The sequence below is a fragment of the Pseudundibacterium arcticum genome (assembly GCF_042646465.1).
Classification (GTDB): domain Bacteria; phylum Pseudomonadota; class Gammaproteobacteria; order Burkholderiales; family Burkholderiaceae_D; genus Undibacterium_A; species Undibacterium_A arcticum.
On record NZ_JBHRTP010000102.1, the window covers coordinates 1 to 22536 of the forward strand.

The 22536-nt window shown below is 62.3% G+C and carries 21 protein-coding genes and 3 tRNA genes; 12 read left to right on the top strand and 12 right to left on the bottom strand.

The window, feature by feature from the left end; genetic code table 11:
• Nucleotides 1-136: 136 nt before the first annotated feature.
• The 3 genes from ACFOFO_RS24950 to ACFOFO_RS24960 all read right to left on the bottom strand — a co-directional run bounded on the left by ACFOFO_RS24950 (nt 137) and on the right by ACFOFO_RS24960 (nt 495).
• A tRNA-Thr gene (locus ACFOFO_RS24950) sits at nt 137-211 on the bottom strand.
• Nucleotides 212-265: 54 nt separating this feature from the next.
• Nucleotides 266-339 (bottom strand) — tRNA-Gly (locus ACFOFO_RS24955).
• A 71-nt stretch (nt 340-410) separates the two neighbouring features.
• Nucleotides 411-495: transfer RNA gene (locus ACFOFO_RS24960), tRNA-Tyr, on the bottom strand.
• Between the two features lie 61 nt (nt 496-556).
• Between ACFOFO_RS24960 and ACFOFO_RS24965 the strand changes: the two genes are divergently transcribed.
• Nucleotides 557-748, top strand: coding sequence for a hypothetical protein (locus ACFOFO_RS24965; protein WP_390327460.1), 192 nt, complete (start codon nt 557-559; stop codon nt 746-748).
• Between the two features lie 81 nt (nt 749-829).
• Nucleotides 830-1195: an arsenate reductase (glutaredoxin) gene (gene arsC, locus ACFOFO_RS24970; RefSeq protein WP_390327462.1), complete on the top strand. Its 366-nt coding sequence runs from the start codon at nt 830-832 to the stop codon at nt 1193-1195.
• A 150-nt stretch (nt 1196-1345) separates the two neighbouring features.
• Here arsC and ACFOFO_RS24975 read toward each other — a convergent pair whose 3' ends face one another.
• The 5 genes from ACFOFO_RS24975 to ACFOFO_RS24995 all read right to left on the bottom strand — a co-directional run bounded on the left by ACFOFO_RS24975 (nt 1346) and on the right by ACFOFO_RS24995 (nt 7443).
• Nucleotides 1346-2983 carry an HDOD domain-containing protein gene (locus ACFOFO_RS24975; protein WP_390333357.1) on the bottom strand — a complete coding sequence of 546 codons (1638 nt, stop codon included), beginning with the start codon at nt 2981-2983 and terminating at the stop codon, nt 1346-1348.
• 142 nt (nt 2984-3125) lie between these two features.
• The gene (locus ACFOFO_RS24980) at nt 3126-4802 is read right to left on the bottom strand and encodes a response regulator (RefSeq protein ID WP_390327466.1); all 1677 of its coding nucleotides are present in this window, start codon (nt 4800-4802) and stop codon (nt 3126-3128) included.
• 173 nt (nt 4803-4975) lie between these two features.
• On the bottom strand, nt 4976-5866 hold the full coding sequence (locus ACFOFO_RS24985; protein ID WP_390327470.1) for a J domain-containing protein: 891 nt from the start codon (nt 5864-5866) through the stop codon (nt 4976-4978).
• A gap of 34 nt (nt 5867-5900) precedes the next feature.
• A complete protein-coding gene (locus ACFOFO_RS24990) occupies nt 5901-6098 on the bottom strand; it encodes a DUF2905 domain-containing protein (RefSeq protein WP_390327471.1) in 198 nt (65 codons plus the stop codon).
• Between the two features lie 112 nt (nt 6099-6210).
• Nucleotides 6211-7443, bottom strand: a complete 1233-nt coding sequence (locus tag ACFOFO_RS24995; RefSeq protein WP_390327472.1) for a class I SAM-dependent methyltransferase — start codon at nt 7441-7443, stop codon at nt 6211-6213.
• 116 nt (nt 7444-7559) lie between these two features.
• Here ACFOFO_RS24995 and ACFOFO_RS25000 point away from each other — a divergent pair, with 116 nt between their 5' ends.
• The 5 genes from ACFOFO_RS25000 (at nt 7560) to ACFOFO_RS25020 (ending at nt 11479) form a co-directional block, all read left to right on the top strand.
• Complete coding sequence (locus tag ACFOFO_RS25000; protein WP_390327473.1) at nt 7560-8333, top strand: SDR family oxidoreductase; 774 nt, start codon at nt 7560-7562, stop codon at nt 8331-8333.
• 23 nt (nt 8334-8356) lie between these two features.
• Complete coding sequence (locus ACFOFO_RS25005) at nt 8357-8755, top strand: dihydroneopterin aldolase (RefSeq protein ID WP_390327475.1); 399 nt, start codon at nt 8357-8359, stop codon at nt 8753-8755.
• A gap of 220 nt (nt 8756-8975) precedes the next feature.
• Nucleotides 8976-9968, top strand: a complete 993-nt coding sequence (ttcA, locus tag ACFOFO_RS25010; protein ID WP_390327476.1) for a tRNA 2-thiocytidine(32) synthetase TtcA — start codon at nt 8976-8978, stop codon at nt 9966-9968.
• Nucleotides 9969-9972: 4 nt separating this feature from the next.
• The gene (locus ACFOFO_RS25015) at nt 9973-10689 is read left to right on the top strand and encodes a 16S rRNA pseudouridine(516) synthase (protein WP_390327478.1); all 717 of its coding nucleotides are present in this window, start codon (nt 9973-9975) and stop codon (nt 10687-10689) included.
• 145 nt (nt 10690-10834) lie between these two features.
• Nucleotides 10835-11479 carry an SAM-dependent methyltransferase gene (locus ACFOFO_RS25020; RefSeq protein ID WP_390327480.1) on the top strand — a complete coding sequence of 215 codons (645 nt, stop codon included), beginning with the start codon at nt 10835-10837 and terminating at the stop codon, nt 11477-11479.
• Nucleotides 11480-11542: 63 nt separating this feature from the next.
• Here the strand turns inward: ACFOFO_RS25020 and ACFOFO_RS25025 are convergent, their stop codons facing one another.
• From ACFOFO_RS25025 to ACFOFO_RS25035, 3 genes are all read right to left on the bottom strand, one after another.
• Nucleotides 11543-12103 carry a GNAT family N-acetyltransferase gene (locus ACFOFO_RS25025; protein WP_390327482.1) on the bottom strand — a complete coding sequence of 187 codons (561 nt, stop codon included), beginning with the start codon at nt 12101-12103 and terminating at the stop codon, nt 11543-11545.
• A gap of 83 nt (nt 12104-12186) precedes the next feature.
• A complete protein-coding gene (locus ACFOFO_RS25030) occupies nt 12187-12393 on the bottom strand; it encodes a hypothetical protein (protein ID WP_390327483.1) in 207 nt (68 codons plus the stop codon).
• A gap of 100 nt (nt 12394-12493) precedes the next feature.
• Nucleotides 12494-13366 (bottom strand): 2OG-Fe(II) oxygenase, encoded by an 873-nt coding sequence (locus ACFOFO_RS25035; protein WP_390328289.1) that lies wholly within the window; start codon nt 13364-13366, stop codon nt 12494-12496.
• Nucleotides 13367-13589: 223 nt separating this feature from the next.
• Between ACFOFO_RS25035 and ACFOFO_RS25040 the strand changes: the two genes are divergently transcribed.
• The 3 genes from ACFOFO_RS25040 (at nt 13590) to glmU (ending at nt 17811) form a co-directional block, all read left to right on the top strand.
• The gene (locus ACFOFO_RS25040; protein WP_390327484.1) at nt 13590-13814 is read left to right on the top strand and encodes a hypothetical protein; all 225 of its coding nucleotides are present in this window, start codon (nt 13590-13592) and stop codon (nt 13812-13814) included.
• A gap of 97 nt (nt 13815-13911) precedes the next feature.
• Nucleotides 13912-15870, top strand: coding sequence for a DUF6600 domain-containing protein (locus ACFOFO_RS25045; RefSeq protein WP_390333358.1), 1959 nt, complete (start codon nt 13912-13914; stop codon nt 15868-15870).
• 582 nt (nt 15871-16452) lie between these two features.
• The gene (gene glmU / locus ACFOFO_RS25050) at nt 16453-17811 is read left to right on the top strand and encodes a bifunctional UDP-N-acetylglucosamine diphosphorylase/glucosamine-1-phosphate N-acetyltransferase GlmU (RefSeq protein WP_390327488.1); all 1359 of its coding nucleotides are present in this window, start codon (nt 16453-16455) and stop codon (nt 17809-17811) included.
• 575 nt (nt 17812-18386) lie between these two features.
• On the opposite strand, the gene ACFOFO_RS25055 is transcribed toward glmU, so the two are convergent.
• Complete coding sequence (locus tag ACFOFO_RS25055; protein WP_390327489.1) at nt 18387-18860, bottom strand: Lrp/AsnC family transcriptional regulator; 474 nt, start codon at nt 18858-18860, stop codon at nt 18387-18389.
• 151 nt (nt 18861-19011) lie between these two features.
• On the opposite strand from ACFOFO_RS25055, the gene glmS reads away from it, so the two are divergent.
• Both glmS and ACFOFO_RS25065 read left to right on the top strand, forming a co-directional pair.
• Entirely contained in the window at nt 19012-20829 is a 1818-nt protein-coding gene (gene glmS, locus ACFOFO_RS25060; RefSeq protein WP_390327491.1) for a glutamine--fructose-6-phosphate transaminase (isomerizing), read from the top strand.
• Nucleotides 20830-21274: 445 nt separating this feature from the next.
• On the top strand, nt 21275-21943 hold the full coding sequence (locus ACFOFO_RS25065; RefSeq protein WP_390333361.1) for a hypothetical protein: 669 nt from the start codon (nt 21275-21277) through the stop codon (nt 21941-21943).
• The last annotated feature ends 593 nt before the right edge of the window (nt 21944-22536 follow it).

Sequence of the window (22536 nt, forward strand, 5' to 3'; positions counted from 1 at the left end):
ATCGTGCCTACGTTCACGTGCGGCTTGGTCCGCTCAAACTTGCTCTTTGCCATTTTAGACTCCTAACGATTTGATGAGGATGCTCAGGCACGCGCCCGACTGTCTTGCCGATACTGCTTATGGTGAAACCAAATTCTGGTGCCCTTGACGTGGATCGAACACGTGGCCTCTCCCTTACCAAGGGAGTGCTCTACCACTGAGCTACAAGGGCTAAAAAATCATGCGCGCCGCTCAGAAACGCACACAACAAATGCATGGAGCCTGCTGGAGCGGGTGAAGGGAATCGAACCCTCGTCATAAGCTTGGAAGGCTTCAGCTCTACCATTGAGCTACACCCGCGAAGGGACCGCTTCAGCCGCCACCTTAACTGTCACCATAACCGCCACAACGACCAGCTGCATTTCCTTTACTGGTGGAGGGGACTGGATTCGAACCAGTGTACTCAGAGAGAGCAGATTTACAGTCTGCCGCCTTTAACCACTCGGCCACCCCTCCGTAAGGAACCGCAAAGTATGAAGGAGTATCGATACCTTGTCAACAGCTTGCTGCAACATTTGTGTTGATTCCGATCTCTTTTTTTGCCGGCGGCGGCATCGAAATGGGCGCGCGGACGGCGCTACTGCACCTGGCCATCCTGCGCGGCTGGCGCGGCACCGGCGGCCATGCGTCAGGCTTGGCTGCGGAGCGGCCGAGCGCGGCCGCCCGGTGGTGGTGCAGTCCTGCCGCAGGGCGCGCTGCATGGCTATGATGACGGCCGGCCGATGGCCGTGGCAGAATGCGAGGCTTGCGCCGCCCAGTCCCTGGCAGCGGGCCATTGAGGAAACCGCCGATGATCACGATTTACCACAACCCGCGCTGCTCGAAGTCGCGCGCAGCGCTGGCGCTGACCGAACAATTCGCCGCCGCCAGACAGCTGCCGCTGAACGTGGTCGACTACCAGAAAACCCCGCTTACGCTGGCGCAGCTGCACACCCTGCAGCAACAACTGGGCCAGCCGGTCCGCGCGATGGTGCGCGACGGCGAGGACGACTACGCGGCGCTGCAGCTGGAACAGGCCGACGACGCCACACTGTTGCAGGCCGTGGCCACCCATCCGAAGCTGCTGCAAAGACCGATCGTGGTGTACCACCAGCGCGCGCAGATCGGGCGGCCGCCGGAGGCGCTGCATCAGTTGCTGCGCCAGGAACTGGATTGATGCGGTGCGGATAAGGGCGCAGGCGGCGACCCGGGCTCATTTCCGGGGCCGGCGCCGTCGACATATACTACCGGCTGTATTTTAATGCCCCGCTTATTTTATATGGCCTCAAGCGTCATTTAGACACATACCCCGGCAAAAATACCTGAATCACCCGGGATTTAGCGCCGCCAGCACCTGCCCCTTCAAGGTCTTGATCAACGCCGCCTCGTCGGATGGCACGCCCTCCGGCGCCAGTTGCGCGCGATCGGCGTAGAACAAACCCAACGGCATTTTCTGCAGCACCAGCGGCAACACGATGAAGCTGCGCGCATCGGGCAGCAAGGCCCGATGCCAGGCCGGGATCAGGTCGCGGATCTTGGCGGTGGTGGCGTCCGAGACCATCAAGTCGGCGTCGTTGTCCAGCGCCAGCTGGAACAGGTCGCGCGTGCTCGAGCGCGAAAATGCGAAGCCGCTCTGGCGCGCCGCGTGCTGCTCGCCGATAGCGATGCGGGCGCGGAACTGGCCGCTTTTCGGGTCCCGCAGGCACAGCGCGGCGAAGCGAAAGCCCATGCTGCGATAGATGGTCTCCAGCACCTGCAGGATCAGTTCATTGGTCTTGCAGCGGCCGGACGCCATCATCTGCGTCACATCCTGCACCCCGGCCAGCAACAACTCGCGCGCATGGAGCGGCTTGCCGCTGGCGTGGCGCGCATCGGACTGCTGCGCGCCGGCATCGAGCTGCACCATCAGCAGCTCGCTCGGCAAGCCGTCCGGCTCGGCCGGCGCCGCGGCCGCGATCGGCATTGGCATTGGCGGCATCGGCGGCAGTAGCGGCGGCGGCGGCAGCGCCAGGTCCATGCTGTCGGCCAGGATTCTGATCTCCTGTGCCACATTGGCAAACAGTTGCTCGAGCTTGTCCTGGTCCAGGTTTAACGCCGCGCCGAAACGGGCCAGCAGCGGCTGGCACAGCGCGCCGTTGTCGCCGCCTTCCTGCATCGCCGGCACCAGCCGCGCCGCCTCGGCGCTGAAGGTGGCGACTTGCTGCATCCATTCCTGCCGGTTGTGCGACGGCCGCAGCACGCGCGACCCGGTCGGCACCAGTGCGCGGATGATGGTGTCGGGAATATCCCATTGCTGCAGCACGGTGTCGGCCAGCAGCTCAAAACTGCAGCCCATCACCTGCATCGCGGCCTGGCCCGCCGTGTGGCTGCCGCTGTCGATCAGCGCGACGATCTCGCTGTACAGTGCATGGTCGTGCGAGGCCACCAGCAAGCGCCCAAGATTCTTGAACAGCGCGGCGATCGCCGCTTCCTCGGCGCCCGGATGATGACTGCGCCGCGCCAGCTCGCGCCCGATCACGCTGGCATACAGCGCCCGCGCCAGCTCGCTGCGCACGCTGTGCGCATGCTTGCCGTCAGTCAGGCCGTCGACCAGCAGCATCGCCAGCGCGGCGGTCTTGATGGTGTCGAAGCCGAGCAGGAAGATCGCGCGCGAAATGGTGGTGACCGGTTTGCCGCCGGACACGGTGCGGTACACCGCGGTGTTCGACAGCCGCAGGATCTTCTGGGTCAGCGCAACGTCGGACAGCACCAGATGCGTCAGGTTGTGCACCGCCTCGCCATCGGACGAAGTGAGCTGCACCACGCGTGCCACCGCGCTGCCGAGCGCCGGCAGGTCGGTGTTGATGCCGATTTTTTGCAGAAAACGGTCGCAGGCACCGGACCGGCTGCGGTGTTGGTAGTTCAGGTGTGAGGCTTCTGGCATTGCTGGGTCAATCGTGTGGTTGCTGGTTGGTGCATGCTGCATGCTGCAGGCATGCTGGGTGCATCGTTCTTGCATCGCTTTTGCAAATTCAGGCTACATTCCGGCAAGGTGCCGGTACCCGGCCGGGCCGAGTTGCTGGCGGCGGGCATGCTCGCATCGCATCGGCCGCGCGCCTGTGCGCTCGTCATCGCTGCGCCAGCTTTGATAATGCCGGCCGCGCCGGCTGCAGCTGCGGGCGCCCCGTGCCGCGCCCGTATTGCTGCAATATCGTCCGGTACAGCGCCACCAGTGCGTCCAGCTGCGGATAGGCCGGATCGAGCCGGCGCAGCGTCGCGATCAATGACCTGGCTTGGCCGCCCATCGCGTCTTGCCATCCGATCTGCTCCAGGCACTTGAGCAGCGCGACGGCAGCGTTGAACACCACTTGCGGATTGTGCGGCAGTTTCTGCAATGCGCTCGTCATCAGCTCGACCGCGCCGGTGTAATCACCTTGCCGCGCCCGGCCGGCGCCTTCCGCCACCAGCGCGATCACCTGGCGCCGGCTTTGCTGCTGCAGCGCGAGCGCCAGCTCCGGCCGTCCCGCCTGCGCCAGTACCTGCGTGGTCTTGGCCAGCGTGGCTTCATCGGCGGCATTGCCGATCACGTCCAGTACCAATTGCGACGCGGCCGCTTCGCGCTGGTGTTGCAGGCAGTGCCCGGCCAGTTCCAGCTTCAGTTCGGCCGAGATGGCGCTGCCGCTGCCATTGAGGCTGGCGGCCACGGCGGCGTCCAGCGCCGTCGCCAGCTGCGCCGTGTCGCCGCGAAATTCATGCAGCATCGCGCTGGCGATGGCGCCGCAGGCCGCGCCCTTGCCGCCTTGGCCGAGCGTGCCGTCGAGCTGGCGGATCACCCGGTCGGCCTGCTCCGGCTGGTCCAGCCGCAGCAGCGTCTTGACCAGCTGCACCTGGTCTTCCGGATCGCGAAATTCAGAATGACTGGACTTGCCGACCACCTGCTGCAATGCGTATTCCGCGATCTGCAGGTCGCCGGCGTCGAGTGCGACCCGGCCCAGCCGGCGCAGCCGTCCCAGCGCATGCGGCGACACCTCGACCGCCCGCTGCAGCACCGCCTGCGCCGCCGGCAACTGGCCGAGCGCCTCATGCGTCTGCGCCAGACTATCGTAGGCGTCGAGCAAACTCGGTTGCTCGGCAACCAGCGCCTGCAGCATGGCTTGCGCCTCGACATGACGGCCCTGCAGCAACAGGCATTTGGCCAGTCCGTGTCTGGCCCAGCCGAGCTTGCGATCCTGCAGCAATTGGCGGTAGGTCGCCTCTGCCGCCGTCGCTTCACCGAGCGCCAGCTGCAATTCGGCCCGCAGCCGCAGAAATTCGCCCGCCTGGCGTGGCGACTGGCGCGCGCCGTCGCGGCAAGCCTGGATCGCCGCATGTTGCTCGCCATGCTCCAGCAACTGGTGCACCGGCAGCAGCAGCGCGCGCCGTTCCAGCGCGCGCCGGATCCGCAGCAGCAGCCGTTCGACCGAAAATGGCTTCAGGATGTAATCGGTGGGCGCTAGTTCGGCCGCGCCGACCACTTTTTGATAGGCGCGCTCGGCGGTGATCATGATGAACACGGTCGACAGCGAAATGATCTGTTGCTGGCGCAGGTCTTCCAGCAATTGCTGGCCGTCCTGGCCCGCGCCCAAGTCGTATTCGCACAGGATCAGCTCGTAACTGCGGTGTTGCAGCGCCCGGATCGCAGTGCCGGCGCTATTGACGTGATCGACCGCGGCCAGCGCGCACTGCAGCAGCATGTCTTGCAGACTGGTGCGCATCGCGGCGTTCGGCTCGACGATCAGGGCCCGCAGAGTTGCCAATTCGGTCATTTTTTCCTCAAGGGTCGGGGCTGGCGCTGCCAGCAATGCCAAAACGCGGCGGCGGCCCGAAGCTCGATCTTAACCCCAATGCCGGCGCTGAAAGCCGGGAACAGCGCGCAAAAACCGGCCGACTTCATCATGTCGAACGGCATTGCCACCCTGACCGGATAGGTCGCGCCGCGTTATTTGCCGGCGACCACGCGCGGCGGCGACGCCGCGGAGGAAGCCGCGGGCGCGGATGCGCAATCCGGCCGTGGCATGCTGGCGCTGTACAGGTTCTGGTAACGCAATTCGTAATTGCCGGACGCTAAATTGTCCATCGTGAACTGTTGACGCGGCAGCACGAACGCGTGCCGCACGCTGCGCTGGCCAGCCAGATCGAACAGCTGGACCAGGATCGCGGCGTCATTGCCCGCGTTGTCGACGATCACGCGCGTGTTGCCGCCGCCGCTGGCGATCGGGTAGCCGTCCAGATAAGTCGAATGCTGCGGCCACGGCGCGTTGCCCGGCGCAGCGGCGCAGGGATCGCCCACGGCCGCGATCTGGACGCGCGAAATGACGGCGATCACGCTATCGGCGTTTGTTCCGGCCAATGCCGCCGGCCGCGGCACGATCGCAGGCTGCCGGGCCAGCGACGCGAGCACCGCCGTGTGCGCCGGCAGCAGCGCGCTGCCCAACCAGCCAAGCCCGATGCCGATGCCCAGACAGAGCGCCGGCGCGCACCACCACGGCCTGTCATGCACCAGGCGCGACCAGCTGCCGTCGCGCCGCACCGGCAGCACCAGCGGCGGCGCGTGGTGCTGGCCGACGCGACGGCGCAGCCGTTCCTGCGCCTGCAGTTCGGCCTCGGCGGTGGCGATCCAGTCGTCGTGTTCCTGGCGTTTGCCCGGATCGGACAGCACCTCGTAGGCGTTATTGAGCAGCGCCATCACGTGCGCGGCGTGTTTCTGGTCGGGATTCTTGTCCGGGTGATAACGCTGGCTGAGCGCCTTGTAGGCGGCGCGCACCACCTCGACCGGCGCATTGCGTGCGACCTTCAGGTTATCGTAGTGGCTGTGGATCTTTTCCATCATGCGGGGCGCAGGCGGTTGGCGGAGCGGTGGCGGCTTATCTCAGCCAGCGCGCCAGCAGGACGACCAGCGCCGACAGCAGCAGGGTCGAGGCAAACGGCAGCGAAAACACGCGGCCGAACAGCCTGAAGCGAAAATCGCCCGGCAGGCGGCCGATGCCGAGCTTTTCCAGCCACGGCAGCAGCGCTGAGAACACCGTCAGCGCGATAAAAATAACCAGAACCCAGCGGATCATGTTGCGCCTTATCGGGGGATACTCCCCCACATTTTTAGTAAAAACTGTCTGTTGCGCACGTATTATGCGCGGCTTTAAAAATACACCGGCGTGTATTTTTAAAGCCGCAGATTCAGATATACAGCGCCACCGGCTGCAAGCGGTGGCTGCGGTCGCCGCGCCCGAATTGCTCCGGCAAGCTGACGTCGCGCCCGACCACCAGCACCTTGAACAGCTCGCCCATTTCCGCCGGCGACAGCAACTTTTGCACCGCATTCGCTTGCGGCAGGTAGCGCTGCGCATCGTCCGGCGACGTGCGCAGCAGCAGCTCGCCGATGCCGGCCGCGATCAGGAACGCCGCCTGGCCACTATAGCCGAGCAATTCCAGCCCGCCATCCAGCGCCGCCTGCGCCATCGCGCTGAAATCGACGTGCGCGGTAATGTCCTGCAAACCCGGCAGATAGAACGGGTCGGCATGCGCGTGGTGCCGATAATGGCACATCAGCGTGCCTTGCGCCCGCTGCGCCAGATAGTATTCGTGCGCCGGAAAGCCATAATCGAACAGGAGCGCGACGCCGCCCTTGCCGCTGCCACCGGGCTTGCCTGATCCAGCAGTCAGCATCTGCGCCAGCGTGCGCATGAAACCGCAGCCGACCGCGTGCAACTCGGTCAGATAACCGTCCGGCAACGCATCGGGGTCCGGAATCTGGGCCCGGATCTGCGCTTGCAGTTCGGGCTGCGCGCTGCCATCGGCCTGGTCGCGCGAGTCGCGAAAGACGAAGCGCTCGCCATCCGGCCCGGGCGCCAAGGCGACCCCGACTTCGCGCCAGCCATCGGCGCGCTTGACGACCAGCTGCACCGGCATCGCATCGAGCACCTCGTTGCCCAGCACCACGCCGGAAAACGCGGCGGGAAGCCGGTCCAGCCACACCACCTGGGGAAACCCGCGCAGCAGCTCTTGCTGGCGCGCGCGCAGTTCGCCCGACAGTTCGACGATCGCATATTGTTCGAGTGGCACGTTCTGCGCGGCCAGCTCGGTCAGGATGTCGAACGCCAGCCGGCCGCTGCCGGCGCCAAATTCCAGCATCTGCGGACTGCTTTGCGCCATCAGCTCGGCGCCGATGCGGGCCAGGGCCGCGCCAAAAAGCGGCGTGATTTCGGGCGCGGTTGTAAAATCACCGTCTTTGCCGAGTTTTTTGGCGCCGCCGCTGTAATAACCGAGGCCCGGCGCGTACAGCGCCAGCTCCATATAATGCGCAAACGAAATCCAGCCGTCGTGGTCGGGGTGCCGGATCTCGTCGACGATGCGTTGCTGCAGCGCGTGGGACGCGGCCAGCGCGTCGCTAGTGGGTTCGGGTAATTGCATACCGGTATTGTAGTGACCGGCGGCGGCGGCAACAAATTTTTCGCACCAACCGTTTGCGCCAGTCGGACGCGCCGCGCTTCACCTATATATATAAATAAGACATCGAGAAGCCCATCATGCCCACCGCACCCCACAAAGTCGCCCTCGTGACCGGCGCCGCCAAGCGCCTCGGCCGCCACATCGCGCTGGCGCTGGTCCAGCGCGGCTGGGACGTGGCCGTGCATTACGGCCATTCGCACGCCGAGGCGCAGGCGGTGGTGGCCGAGATCGCCGCGCTGGGACGACGCGCGGTCGCGCTGCACTGCGATCTGCTGGACCAGGCCGCATTGCGGCAACTGCTGCCGTGCGCGATTGCGGCGCTGGGGCCGGTGTCGTGCGTGGTCAACAATGCGGCGCTGTTCGATTACGACAGCGCCGAGGATTTTTCAATCGCACGGCTGGACGCCCACATGCACGTCAATCTGGCCGCGCCGATCGTGCTGGCGCAGGCGCTGCACGCGGCAACGCCGGACGGCGCGCAAGCGGTGGTGATCAATCTGCTGGACCAGAAACTGTTCAACCTGAACCCGGATTTCCTGTCCTACACGCTGTCGAAAGCCGCGCTGCAGTCCGCCACCACGATGCTGGCGCAGGCGCTGGCGCCGAAATTGCGGGTGGTCGGCATCGCGCCCGGCATCACGCTGGCATCTAGCGACCAGAGCGGCGCCGACTTTGCCAGCGCCCACCAGGTAACGCCGCTGGGGCGCTCGTCCAGCGCCGACGATATCGCGGCCGCCGTCTGCTTTCTGGCCGAAGCCGGCGCGATCACCGGCACCACCTTGCTGGTCGACGGCGGCCAGCACCTGATTCCCTTGCCGCGCGACGTGATGTTCGTCGCCCAGTCCTCTTGATCCGTTACCGAAAGACCGCCCCCATGCTCTCCGCCCTGACCCACCCCAAGCTGGCCGACTGCCGCCGCCTGTTCCTGCGCAATTACGAAGTGCTGATCAATATCGGCGTGCACGATTTTGAAAAGAAGGGCGAGCAGCGCGTGCTGATCAACGTCGACCTGTATATTCCGCTGGCGTTGTCGACGCCGAAGGACGACCATCTGGCCGAAGTAGTCGATTACGACTTCATGCGGGAGACCATCGCGCAGCGCATGGCGCAGGGCCACGTCCACCTGCAGGAAACCCTGTGCGACGACGTCGCGCGCAGCATGCTGGCGCACCCGCAGGTGCGCGCGGTGCGGGTCTCGACCATGAAGCCGGACGTGTATCCCGATTGCGACGGCGTCGGGGTCGAAGTGTTCAGCATCAAGGCGGACGTTTAAGAAATACAAGCAAGGCGCTACAGCATGAGGCACCGAAATCTAAATAACGTCGTTCCTGCGAACGCAGGAACCCAGCGTCGTTCGTCGATCGACCAACGTCACTGGATTCCCGCTCGGGCGCAGGCCAGTTTATCCTGAGCCTGCCGAAGGACGGGAATGACACGGAAGATTTGAGTCACTCAGCCCAGCACCAATACAGCACCAATAACCAGGCATCATCATGCAAGTACACACCATCCCATTCGCCACCGAAACGGCCGCACCAGCACAACCGCCTGACGCCGCCAGCCTCAAAAAGGCCGAAAAAACCGCCTACGAGAACAACAAGCTGCACAAGCGCCTGTGCCGCCAGGTCGGGCAGGCGATCGGCGACTTCAACATGATCGAGCAAGGCGACAAGGTGATGGTCTGCCTGTCCGGCGGCAAGGACAGCTACGCGCTGCTCGATATCCTGATGACGCTGCGCGAACGGGCGCCGATCGATTTCGAGATCATCGCGGTCAATCTGGACCAGAAGCAGCCGAACTTCCCCGAGCATATCCTGCCGGCCTACCTGACCAAGCTCGGCGTGCCGTTCCATATCGAGAACCAGGACACCTACAGCATCGTCAAGCGCCTGATCCCGGAAGGCAAGACCACCTGCTCGCTGTGCTCGCGACTGCGGCGCGGCATCCTGTACCGGGTCGCCGACGAGTTGGGGGCGACCAAGATCGCGCTCGGCCATCATCGCGACGACATCCTGGAAACCTTCTTCCTGAACATGTTCTTCGGCGGCAAGCTCAAGGGCATGCCGGCCAAGCTGCAGTCGGACGACGGCAAGCACATCGTGATCCGTCCCATGGCGTACGTGAAGGAAGCCGATTCGGCGCGCTACGCCGCGGTCAAGCAGTTCCCGATCATTCCATGCGACCTGTGCGGCTCGCAGGAAAACCTGCAGCGCAAGCAGATCAAGGGCCTGATGCGCGACTGGGAAAAGCAGTTCCCGGGCCGCGTCGAAAGCATCTTCTCGTCGCTGTCGACGCTGGTGCCGTCGCATCTGATGGACCAGCAACGCTTCGATTTCGCCGGGCTGAAGGTCGACGGCGTCGCCAATCCGCTGGGCGATATCGCGTTCGATGACGAGCCGTGTGCCAGCGGCAGCGCTGGCAGCACCGTCTCCAGCATCATCCCGTTGCAGCGCGCCGCTGCCAATGCCGATACCGACGCCGACTAAGCCGATGCCATTACTCAGCCTGGAAAAAATCCTGCACAGTCAGGGCTTCGGCAGTCGCAAGCTGTGCCGGATCATGGTCTTCAACGGCCGCGTCACGATCGCCGGCGCGCTCTGCGACGACCCGCAGCGTGAAATCGAGACCGACCGTTTTCAATTCGAGGTCGATGGCCAGCGCTGGCAATACCGCCAGCACGTCTATCTGGCGATGAACAAGCCGCTGGGCGTCGAATGCTCGCACCAGCCGCAACACCACCCGAGCGTGTACCGGCTGCTGCCGCCGCAACTAGTCGAGCGCGGCGTGCAATGCGTCGGCCGGCTCGACCAGGACACCACCGGCGTGCTGCTGTTCTCGGACGACGGCGCCTTCATCCACGCCTACAGCGCGCCGAAGAAAAAAGTGCCGAAGGTGTATCAGGTCACCACCAAGCATCCGATTCAGCACGAGCTGATCGCCGCGCTGCTGAGCGGGGTGCAATTGCGCGACGAACCGGCACCGATCGCGGCCGCCGGCTGCGCGCAAATCACCGAGAATGTGCTGCATCTGACCATCGCCGAAGGCAAGTACCACCAAGTCAAGCGGATGATCGCCGCGGCCGGCAACCGGGTCGACGGCTTGCATCGGATCGCGGTCGGTGGCTACGCGCTCGATCCCGCGCTGAATCCGGGCGAGTTCAGCTGGCTGGAGCCCGGCGATCTGGAAAAAATCGGGCAGTATGCCTAAAAATAGAGGCAATCCCGCCGGTGTTATTGCGCCTGCGTAAAATACACCGGCGAGTATTTATCAAGCGCCGGGCGCCGCTGGCGGCCGCATCATGGCAAGCGCGTCAACGTCGTCACCGTCTTCATCTTCCATCGAGAACCGTCCCATGCTAGTCATCACCATCAAACAAGGCAAAGAAAAGAGCTTGCTCGAGCGCCAGCCCTGGATTTACGCCTCCGCCGTTGAGCGGGTCGATGGCAAGCCGTTTGAAAAAATGAAATCGGGCGCGACCGCGCTGGTGCAATCATCGTCCGGCCAGTTCCTGGCGCGCGCCGCGCACAGCCCGAAATCGCAAATCCGCGCCCGCGTCTGGAGCTTTGATCAACACGAACCGATCGATCACGCGCTGATCAAGCGCCGCGTGCAGGCCGCGGTCAGCGCGCGCGGCGTTGGCGTTGGCACAACCAAAGCCGCTACCAAACCCCACCTGCAGTTAATTACCGGCGAAGCGGATGGCTTGCCCGGCCTGCTGGTCGACTGGTACGGCGGCGCCAACGGCTATTTGATCTGCCAATTCCAGGCTGCCGGCGTCGACGCCTGGAAGGTCACCATCGTGCAGGCGCTGATGGCGGCCACCGGCTGTCGCAACGTGTACGAGCGGGCCGATGAATTGATACGCAAGGGCGAAGGACTGCCGGTGGTCTCGGGCGCACTGGCTGGCGATGAGCCGCCGGACGCGATGCCGCTGACCGAGAAAGGCGTGCGCTATTCGCTCGACCTCAAGACCGGGGACAAGACAAAATTCAGATAGTGGTTCAGCCGGACGACTGAAGCGCCGAGAACGTGTCGGCGCGATCAGCGCAGATGACAGTGGCTAGACCGCCGCACAGGACGTTTCCCACACCGGATTCAGCAATGAATAGATTCGGAAATGTCCCGGCCGTCCGCGCACCATACGAAAACAACGCAACACGCCTTCAAACGCAAACCCGCGCTTTTCCAGGACCCGTATGGATTGGTGGTTTGATTCCAGCGCCGTGGCCTGAATCCGGACAAAGCCCAGGTTCTGGAACGCCCACTCGACGACCGCCTTGCACACCGCAGGTCCGATGCCGCGACCCCAATAGGCGGGTGCCATATCGTAAGCGAGTTCAGCGGTGCGATGAACATCTGAAATGCTATGGAAACCGATGGTGCCGATCATCGAGCCGGAGTTGTCGTCGACGATTGCCAGGCGTATCTGCGAAGTCGCGGCATCAGATTCAAACGCGTCGAACATGAGCGATAGCTCGTCGACACCGTTAATGCTCCAGCTCGTATGCTCAATCGCCAACGGGTTGGACAAATATTGATACCAGTCGTCGGCGTCGCTGCGTCGCAATTGGCGCAGCGAAATTCCTGCGTACCCGGATTTTGGCGGTTCAGTAATTTGCATATCATTTCGATTAGATTTTGATTCGAATGGCTAAACATTCAGTCCTGCGTATTCTCGGATCATAAATCCCGCACCACTGTGCATCAGTCGCGCCACAGAACCACAGCGGCACACAGGCCGGCCCCGATCAGGTACAACAGCCAGAGCTGCGACACGAAATACGGATACGCCATCAAGCCGACGCCGATCGCCATCGGCCGCCACAGCACCTGCTTCTTGCCATACACAAAGACGGCGAAGCCGATGATGCCGAACAACATGGACGCGAACAAGGAGGCGGGGTCGGGCATGAATTCCAATCGATCAGTGCTGCCACAGCGCGTACAGGCAAAGCGCATGCACGCGGCAACCGTCCAATTGTAGCGGCATGCCACTAGACCAGGCGCAAGCTCAGGCCGACCGATACTCGCGCTGCCGCATCCACTTGGTGGCGATCCATTTCTCGCCCTTGGTCACGGGATTGCCGCCGTGATAGGTCCGCGGGTCGAGCTGGTTTTTTGAGTTGCTGTAGGAGAAATATACGGCGCTTCCCTGCACCGGCGTGACGGTCAGGCCCAGCTCGGGGAAGATGGTGGCGCCGCCCTCCTCAACTTCGTTTAGATAAATGATCAGGGTCGCGACGCGTTGGCCGCCAATCGCGATGTGCTGCGCGCTGCCGGGCTGGTCGGGCGGGAAGTAGTCGTAGTGCGGCTTGTATTCGCCGCCGATCTGGTAATTGAGGATTTGCAGGCCTTCGCCGTTGACCACCGGCATCTGCATTAGTTGGGCGATGCGCTGGTCCAGTTTGGCGATGAGCGGGGTCTCGTTGAGCGCAAAGAAGGTGCCGCTGCTGGTGCGATCGGCATGCCATTCGGCTTTTCCGGTTTGTTCGTCGACCGTGGTCGAGCGCGCCAGCTTGCTTTGCGACAACGCGATCAGCTGCTCGCATTCTTCTTTGCTCAGCACATTGCCGAACACCATCAGATGCGGCTGCGCCAGGGACATCTGCAGGCCGATGGTATGGCCGTCGATCGTGATGCTGTTGCCCGGCTGCGGGCCCATTTTTTCGTATTGATACTGGGTGGCAGCGCTGGACTTGGCGGCGGCGGCTGCCGGTGCCGGTGCAGCGCGCTTTTGCAGCAGATAGCCGGGCAGGCGCGATTCCACCTCGTAAGTCGCCTGTCCGCGCTCGAAGCGATGCTGGACCAGGGTGTCGATCAGGGTCTGCGGCGGCACGCCGCGCTCGATGTTTTCTGCGATCCAGCGGATCCACTCGGGTGGCATGGGGTTCACATTTTCTCCTTGAGGCCTTGCGCGATCGCCGATCGCAAGCTTAGCGCGGCTGACGTTGGCACAACATTATCGCCTAGCGGTGCGTCGATCCGCCCGCCAAGGTCGAGGCCGGCAACCGCACACACCGTAACTTTGCAACCCTTTGTAACTGGCGTAGTTTTTTTGTCTGCTCAATCGTTCTAATGCTGTATACCCCATTTTGATTGGAATCATCATGAACTTGCGCACCCTCACCCTGCTTGCAGTTGCCGCCGCGACAATAGGCTTGTCCGGATGTGTCGTGGTACCGGCCCGTGGTTACGGCGGTTATGGCGGTTATGGCGGTCCAGGCTATGCGGTCGAACCGGCGCCGGTGGCGGTCTATCCCGCGCCCTATCCCTATTATGGCGGCTATGGCGGCGGCGGCTACGTCCAGTTTGGCGGTCGCTGGCATCGCTAGATCCCGCCGATAGGGTCCACTATGGTGCTTGCAGGCAACCCTAATGATGCTACAGTGCGTTTTTTTTCGGCGGTCACCACATTAGAGGTAAGAGTCCATGATGGTCAAATTTGTTCGCAACACACTGGCGCTGCTGGCTTTGGCGCTGGTGGCCGGCGCAGCGCTGGCCGATCCAAGCGGCCGGGTCGGGCGGATTTCTTACCTTTATGGCCAGGTCGATTTCCGCAGCACCTATGACGATGAAGCGGCGGCGGCGGTGCTGAACTGGCCACTGACGTCGCAAAACGTGATGACCACGGCGCCGGGTGCGCGCGCCGAGTTGCGGGTCGGGTCGACCGCGATCCGTATCGATGCCGATTCCGAGCTGGAAATCGCGCAACTCGACGACGACCATTTGCGGCTGCGGCTGATGCACGGCAGCGCCAATGTGCGGGTCAGGAATCGCGACCTGGCGGACGACTTCGAATTGCGCACGCCGCAAGGCTTGGTGCTGCTGTCCGGTCCGGCGCTCTTCCGAATCGACGCCGAACGGGCGCCCGACACCACCACCGTCGGGGTGTTTTCCGGCGCGATCCGCTTCGATAACGATGGCAACAGCCTGACGGTGCCGGCCGGCCGCCAGCTCGAGTTCGCCGCGGGCAATATGCGCGTCGGTGGCCTGCAGCGCGACGCCTTCGACGACTGGGCGCTGGCACGCGATCAGCGTGAAGAGCAATCGCCATCGCTGCGTTATGTGTCGCCAGAAACCACCGGCTATGAAGAACTGGACAACTACGGCAGCTGGCAAGCAAGCAGCGACTATGGCCCGGTCTGGTATCCGAATACGGTGCCTGCCGGCTGGACCCCGTATCAGAGCGGGCGCTGGACTTGGGTCGAGCCGTGGGGCTGGACCTGGGTCGACAACGCGCCCTGGGGCTATGCGCCAACCCATTATGGCCGCTGGGCATTTGTCGGGAATCGCTGGTGCTGGGCGCCGGGATCGGTGACGGCAAGGCCGGTGTGGGCCCCGGCGCTGGTCGGCTGGGTCGGCGGCAGCAACTGGCGAGTATCGTTTTCTGGTGGCGCGGCCCCGGCGGTCGGCTGGTTCCCGCTGGCGCCGCGCGAGGTGTTCGTGCCGAGTTACAGCGTGTCGCCGACCTATGTGCGGCGAGTCAACATCTCGCATGTCACCAATATCAATACCATCACTAATGTCACCAACTTCACCAACGTCAATGGCGGCGCCCATCCGCCGCAAGTCCACTACCAGAACCGCGATGTGCGCGACGCAGTGACGGTAGTGCCGCATGCTGAATTCGAACGGGGCCGGCGCAGTGTCCCGGTGACGCCGATACCGGCGCGCCTGATCGATCCGCGACAGCTGCAACAGGCGCCGACCAGTGCGATCGCTGCATTGCCGCGCGACCAGCATTTCCAGCCAAGGGCCAATCTGCGCACGCCCGATCCGGTGTTGGTGCCGCGCGAGCGCCGCTATGGGCAACAACCGCCGCTGCAGCCGCAACTACTGCAACCACAGCAGCCACAGGCGGTGCAGCCATCACCGATGCAGCGCTCACAGACCCCAACGCAGCAACTGCCACCGCCGGTCGCGCCGACGACGCCGTCTAACTGGCGCGCTCAGCCAAGACAAGAACCGTCGCAGGGCAACTCCGAGCCGATACATCCGCAACAACGAGCGGTCCAGCCGGCGCCGGCAGCGGCGCCGGGGCAAGTGCAGGCGCCGCTGCAACCACGGCCGGGACCGTTGAGTCCGACGCCAGGCTGGCGTGAACGCGCACCCGATCGTGCCGAACGCGGCACGCCGGATGAGAACCGCGGCCGTCGTCCGGAGCGGCCGATGGCACCACAGCAACCACAGCTCCAGAACCGGGTCGAACCGGCGCGTCAGGCACCACCGCCTGCTGCGGTGGCGGCGCCGGTCGCAGTGCCGCAACCGGTGCGTATCGAAAACCGTGTGGCACCGGAATCCCGCCAGCGCCAGCGCGACAGCAACAGCAAGGACGACGAACACGGTCGCCGGCCAGAACGCGGCGATCCGCGCAATCAGCTGCAATAAGCCAGGCGCAACGATCGCCATGCCGCCCGCACCAGCGCCGGGCGGCATTTTTTTGTGACAGCCCCTCGCCCGAAATTAATCAGGGAGCGCCAAAGCGACGCCGGCGATAGGCGCCTTGCTGCAACGCCGATGCACTGCCACGGTTCGCTGTCCGGTAGCGGCCAACTTCCGCTGCGCCGCCAGCACATTGAAATCCTAGTAGGGCAATCGCACGAAGAACCACATGAACATTGGTGCTGCCGGGTTTAGTTCCCTCCCCTCCTTCGACAAGCTCAGGACATGCTTGCAGGGGAGGGTTAGGGGCGGAGCAGGGAATTCAGGAGGCATGCCTCCTGCCTGCGAAGCGGTATCCGCCTGCAAGCGGATATGCGCACTGCAAGTGGGGGTAGTGCTGTCGATGAATGATGCATGTTGCCGATCGACCATCCTACCCCCATCCCAACCCTCCCCCTTCAAGGGGGAAGGGGCGAGAAGCTCTAGCCTGCACCGATCTTCATACAATCGCCCTGGAAATCATCGCGATTCGCCCAAGCGCGGCTGATGCGCATGTTAAAATTTTTTATTATTTTCAACTAATTCCCTATGAATATCGTGATCCTCGCCGCCGGCCTCGGCAAACGCATGCAGTCGGCGCTGCCAAAGGTGTTGCATCCGCTGGCCGGCAAACCGCTGCTGTCGCATGTGATCGATACCGCGCGGTCGCTGACGCCAACGCGCTTGTGCGTGATTTACGGTCATGGCGGGGAAAAGGTGCCGGAGTTGCTGGGCGCGCCCGACCTGGTATTTGCCAAGCAGGAGCCGCAGCTCGGTACCGGTCATGCGGTGATGCAGGCGGTGCCGCATCTCGATGACAACATGCCTACGCTGGTGTTGTATGGCGATGTTCCGCTGACAAGTGCGGCCTCGCTGCAACGGTTGTTGGACTGCTCCGGGACCGACAAGCTGGGAATTTTGACGATCGCATTGGACGACCCGACCGGCTATGGCCGCATCTTGCGCGAAGATGGCCACATCGTGCGTATCGTCGAGCAAAAGGATGCCAACGCGGCCGAGCGTGCGATCCGCGAAATCAATACCGGCATCATGGTGGTGCCGACCGCGTGGCTCAAGCAATGGCTCACCACGCTGTCGAACGACAATGCGCAGGCCGAATATTATCTGACCGACATCGTCGCGCGCGCCGTCGCCGATGGCGTCGCGGTGGTGTCGGCGCAACCGGCCGCAGTCTGGGAAACGCTGGGCGTCAACAGCAAGGTGCAACTGGCCGAACTGGAACGCATCGCTCAGCGCAACACAGCCAACGACCTGCTGGAACAGGGCGTGACCCTGGCCGATCCGAACCGGATCGACGTGCGCGGCAGATTGACCTGCGGCCGCGATGTCAGCATCGATGTCGGCTGCGTGTTCGAAGGCGAGGTTGCGCTGGCCGACGGCGTGACGATCGGCGCGCACTGTGTGATCAGCAATGCCCGCATCGCCGCCGGCGCGCAGATCAAGCCGTTCTGCCATATCGAGCAGGCGCAGGTCGGCAGCGCGTCCATCATCGGTCCGTACGCACGGCTGCGTCCCGGCACCACATTGGCCGAAGGCGTCCATATAGGCAACTTCGTCGAAGTCAAGAACAGCCAGATCGCCGCCGCCAGCAAGGCCAATCATCTGGCCTATATCGGAGACGCCACCATCGGCAGCCGCGTCAACGTCGGCGCCGGCACCATCACCTGCAATTACGACGGTGCCAACAAGTTCCGCACCGTGATCGAAGACGACGCCTTCATCGGCAGCGACAGCCAGCTGATCGCGCCGGTCACCGTCGGCAAGGGCGCCACGCTCGGCGCCGGCACCAGCCTGTCGAAGGATGCGCCGGCCGGCAAGCTGACGGTGTCGCGCGCGAAGCAGGTCACGATCGAGGGCTGGACGCGGCCCGTGAAGGTGAAGAAGTAACAAGCACCTGCGCGCGGCGGCCAAGTCGGGCTGTCCTTGGCTACGATCGTGGATGCGGTGAGGCAACGAACGACACTGGATCCCAGCGTTCGCTGGGACGACACTCAGTTTGCTACGTGCACAGCCTGCTAGACGTCCGCCTCTTGCGGTTGCTTTTGCGGTTGCTTTTGCGGTTGCTTTTGCCGTTGCTTTTTGTCGTTCCGCTTGAGACGCTGCCGTCTGCGGGGCAGCAAAAGCGGATCAGAAATGACAATGTCTGAGCGTAGCGAGTTTTGTCATTTCCCGCTTTTGCTGCCCCACAGACGGGAACCCGAAGGGCAGCGTCTGCGCGGTCGCCTTTTTTGGCCTACCTTTTTTGGCGAAGCAAAAAAGGTAGGTGGCCGCCGGGCCACCCCCGGCTAGCAACCACGGAGCGAGCCCCCCGCGACCGCACGATCCGTTTTCGCGCAGCGACGACAATCATATCGAGTCATACAAATAAGGGGGAGTATTAACAAAAACAACCTATATCCCGCTGATGTTTATTACGGTATAAAAATATACACGCCACAGTATATTTTCGATGGTCAATCCCGTCACACCGCCAGCCGCGTCTCAAACTTGCTTCTGAACACCGAAAAGAAGCTGCGCACATTGCGCACATTGGTCTGGGTCGCAAACAGCCGATGCGCCAGCGCGTGATAAGCCGGCATGTCGGCGACCTGCACCACCAGCACAAAGTCCGGTCCCGGCGACACCCGATAGCACTGCAACACCGCCGCTTCCTGCGCCACGTGCGCCTCGAACTCCTGCAACCGCTCGGCGGCCTGGTGATCGAGCGTGATTTCGACGATCGCGGTCAGGCTGGCGCCGACCTTGTCCGGCGCGACGATGGCGACCTGACGCGCGATCACGCCGCTGTCGATCAGGCGTTTGACGCGCCGCAGGCAAGTCGGCGCCGACGCGTGCACCTGCGCCGCTAGCTGGATATTGTTCTGTGACGCATCGGCCTGCAACGCGTTAAGGATGCGTCGGTCGAGGTCGTCGAGCAGGATGGTCGAATCAGCCATGAATTTTATATAATTTATTGTTAATATTTTGAATTATTATTTCATCACAATTAACGCATGAAATAATTCACCAAATCATAAAGCATTTTGACCGCTTTTTTCAGTCACTATGCTCTAGCATGCAATTATTCTCACTCACGTAGAGGCTCTCATGTGCGGCATCGTCGGCGCGGTTGCGCAGCGTAATATCACCCCCATCCTGGTCGAAGGACTGAAGCGGCTCGAATACCGCGGCTACGATTCGTGCGGCGTCGCACTGCATGTCGACGGCCAGTTGCGCCGCGCGCGCAGCACCGCGCGCGTGGCCGAGCTGGAACAACAAATTGCGCAGACCGGCCTGGCCGGCTTCACCGGCATCGCGCACACCCGCTGGGCCACGCATGGCGCGCCCGCCTCGCACAATGCGCACCCGCATTTTTCGCGTGAGCGGATCGCGCTGGTACACAACGGCATCATCGAAAATCACGACGAGCTGCGCGCCGAACTGAGCGCGCTCGGCTATGTGTTCGAGAGCCAGACCGATACCGAAGTGATCGCGCATCTGGTCGACCATCTGTATGCCGGCGACCTGTTCGACACGGTCCAGCAGGCGGTCAAACGCCTGACCGGCGCCTACGCGATCGCGGTGTTTTGCCGTGACGAGCCGCACCGCGTGGTCGGCGCACGCCACGGCTCGCCACTGATCGTCGGCGTCGGCCGGGGCGAGAATTTTCTGGCGTCCGACGCGATGGCGCTGGCCGGCACAACCGACCAGATCGTCTATCTGGAAGAAGGTGACGTGGTCGACCTGCAATTGCAGCGGGTCTGGATCGTGGACGCGCAGGGCAAGCCGGCGCGGCGCGCAGTGAACACCGTGCACGTGCATACTGGCGCGGCCGAACTCGGCCCGTATCGCCACTACATGCAAAAGGAAATTTTCGAGCAGCCGCGCGCCATCGGCGACACGCTGGAAGGGGTCAAGACCATCATGCCCGAGCTGTTCGGCGATAAAGCCTTCCCCATTTTCAAGCAGATCGATTCGGTGCTGATCCTGGCTTGCGGCACCAGTTACTACGCCGGACTGACCGCGAAATACTGGATAGAATCGGTCGCCAAAGTGCCGGTCAATGTCGAAATCGCGAGCGAATACCGCTACCGTGACAGCGTGCCGAATCCGAACGCGCTGGTCGTGACGATTTCGCAAAGCGGCGAAACCGCCGACACCCTGGCCGCACTGAAACACGCCAGAGCGCAAGGCATGCTGCACACCCTGACCGTGTGCAATGTTGCCACCAGCGCCATGGTGCGCGAGTGTGAAATGGCTTTCATCACCCGCGCCGGCGTCGAAGTCGGGGTCGCGTCGACCAAGGCCTTCAGCACGCAGTTGGTCGCGCTGTTTCTGCTGACGCTGACGCTGGCGCAGGTCAAGGGTCGGCTGAGCGAGGAGCAGGAGGCCGAATACCTGAAACAGATGCGCCACCTGCCGGTCGCGATCGCCAGCGCGCTGGCGCTGGAGCCGCAAATCATCGCCTGGGCCGATGATTTCGCACGCAAGGAAAACGCGCTGTTCCTCGGTCGCGGCATGCATTACCCGATCGCGCTGGAAGGCGCGCTGAAGCTGAAAGAGATTTCCTACATCCACGCCGAAGCCTACCCGGCCGGTGAACTCAAGCACGGTCCGCTGGCGCTGGTCACCGAAGAAATGCCGGTGGTGACGATCGCGCCGAACGATGCGCTACTGGAAAAACTGAAGTCGAACATGCAGGAAGTGCGCGCCCGCGGCGGCCAGCTCTACGTGTTCGCCGACGCCGATTCGCGCATCACCTCCAGCGAAGGCGTACACGTGATCCGCCTGCCCGAGCACTACGGCCTGCTGTCACCAATCCTGCACGTGATCCCGCTGCAGCTGCTGGCGTACCACACCGCGCTGGCGCGCGGCACTGACGTCGACAAGCCGCGCAATCTGGCGAAGTCGGTGACGGTGGAATAAGGGGCGTTAGCCGGCATATATATTATTCCTTTGGAATAAAGTTCGGAACAAAGTAATAAAGTTCGGAACTTTTCAACGAAGTGCATGAGTAAAGTTCGGAACATTGATCTTATAAAGGCAGTAGCGAGTAGAGGATTGAAAATCCTTGTGTTGGTTGGTTCGATTCCGCCCCGGGCCACCAAGAACAGCAATTTCAAAACGCCAACCCATGCAGGTTTTGGCGTTTTCGTTTCAGGCCGTTTAAGCCGACGAATATCTCTGTATCATTTTCAGATTCAACGTTGCAATTTTTGCTACAATGCAACAACGCTCCGGTTAACCGCCGCCGAGCTAAGTAAGCAGCACCATCCAAAAATCAAACAAGAAAAGAATCTACAGAATGATACGATCAATCGCCGCAGCAATTGCCTGTTGTGTTGTAACAGGCTGTGCAACAGTAAATCCAATGGCATTCGACAAGAACAGCGCTGCCATCGACACGAAGGAAAAATCCGTCGTACTCATGACCATCGAGGTATCCCGCTCGGATGACAGCCGCTATGTTCCCAATCCGTTCGTCGTCAAGTTTGCAAAGCCGGACGCACAGAGCAAGAAAGATCGCCAAAACTTCAAACTGAACAAAGATATCGATACCCTGCGGGAAAATGGCCGCACCGTCTACCTGGCGCGCGTTGCGCTCGCCGCCGGGGAATATAAACTGTTCGACGTGACTGGCATGGCCAGCGCGTTCCCCTTCAACAGCATGTTCGTGGTCCCACTCAACCTCGACCTGACGGTAAAGCCGAACTCTGTGACCTACGTGGGCCGCGTGACAGCAAAACTGCGTGAGCGCAAAGGTGATGAATTCCGTGCGGGCCCACTGATACCTTTGATCGACCAGGCAGTCACCGGGATGTCCGGCGGCACTTGGGATGTGTCGGTAGACAATCTGGAGCAGAAAGACATCGAGCACTTCCGAGCAGAATATCCCGTACTGAATGGTGTTGCCATCGAAACAGTAGCCCTGCCACGATTTGATCGTGCAGCCGCCCAGCGGCTGTGGGACGGCGAGGCGCAGGAGCAGAAAAAAGTTGCTGAACCGGCTAAGGAGCCGGGACAAGTAGCGGCTAAGTAATCTGCTGCGCTTCGACAGCGTCGAACTCAAGGATTGAAAATCCTTGTGTCGGTGGTTCGATTCCGCCCCGGACCACCAGGAACATACCTCATGAAACGCCAATCATCACCGGTTGGCGTTTTTGTTTATGGATTCCAAAGTCCTCGGGTCCGGTCTATTTCCGGCCATCCTGCAAAGGCGAGCCTGGTCCTTCAGAACAAAGATGCTAACGGGCCAATAAAGTTGCTAACTGCGCGCCGACTCGTAGAACAAAGATGCTAACTACGGCGGCAGATCAAAGAATAATGTGTTTAGAAAAAATAAAGTTCGCTCTCAACAAATAAAGTTTGATCATGCAAAATAAAGTTGGATCGTGGTGCATATTCACATTAAAGCAGCCACTGTTTTGCCTGTGAAAATAGCCATGCTTGGTGCACGTAGCGGATGATGCAGATCGTAGCGCGTAACTGATGCTACGCACGTTACACATAGAGCCACCTCTCTTCCGTGGGCGGGAGAAAGGTTGGGGATGAGGGATGTGGGCACCGGTAAGAAGTAACCGTGCTTATCCGGTTAGCTCCCAAGCCTACTAGATGTAGTGGATCGTGATTTCG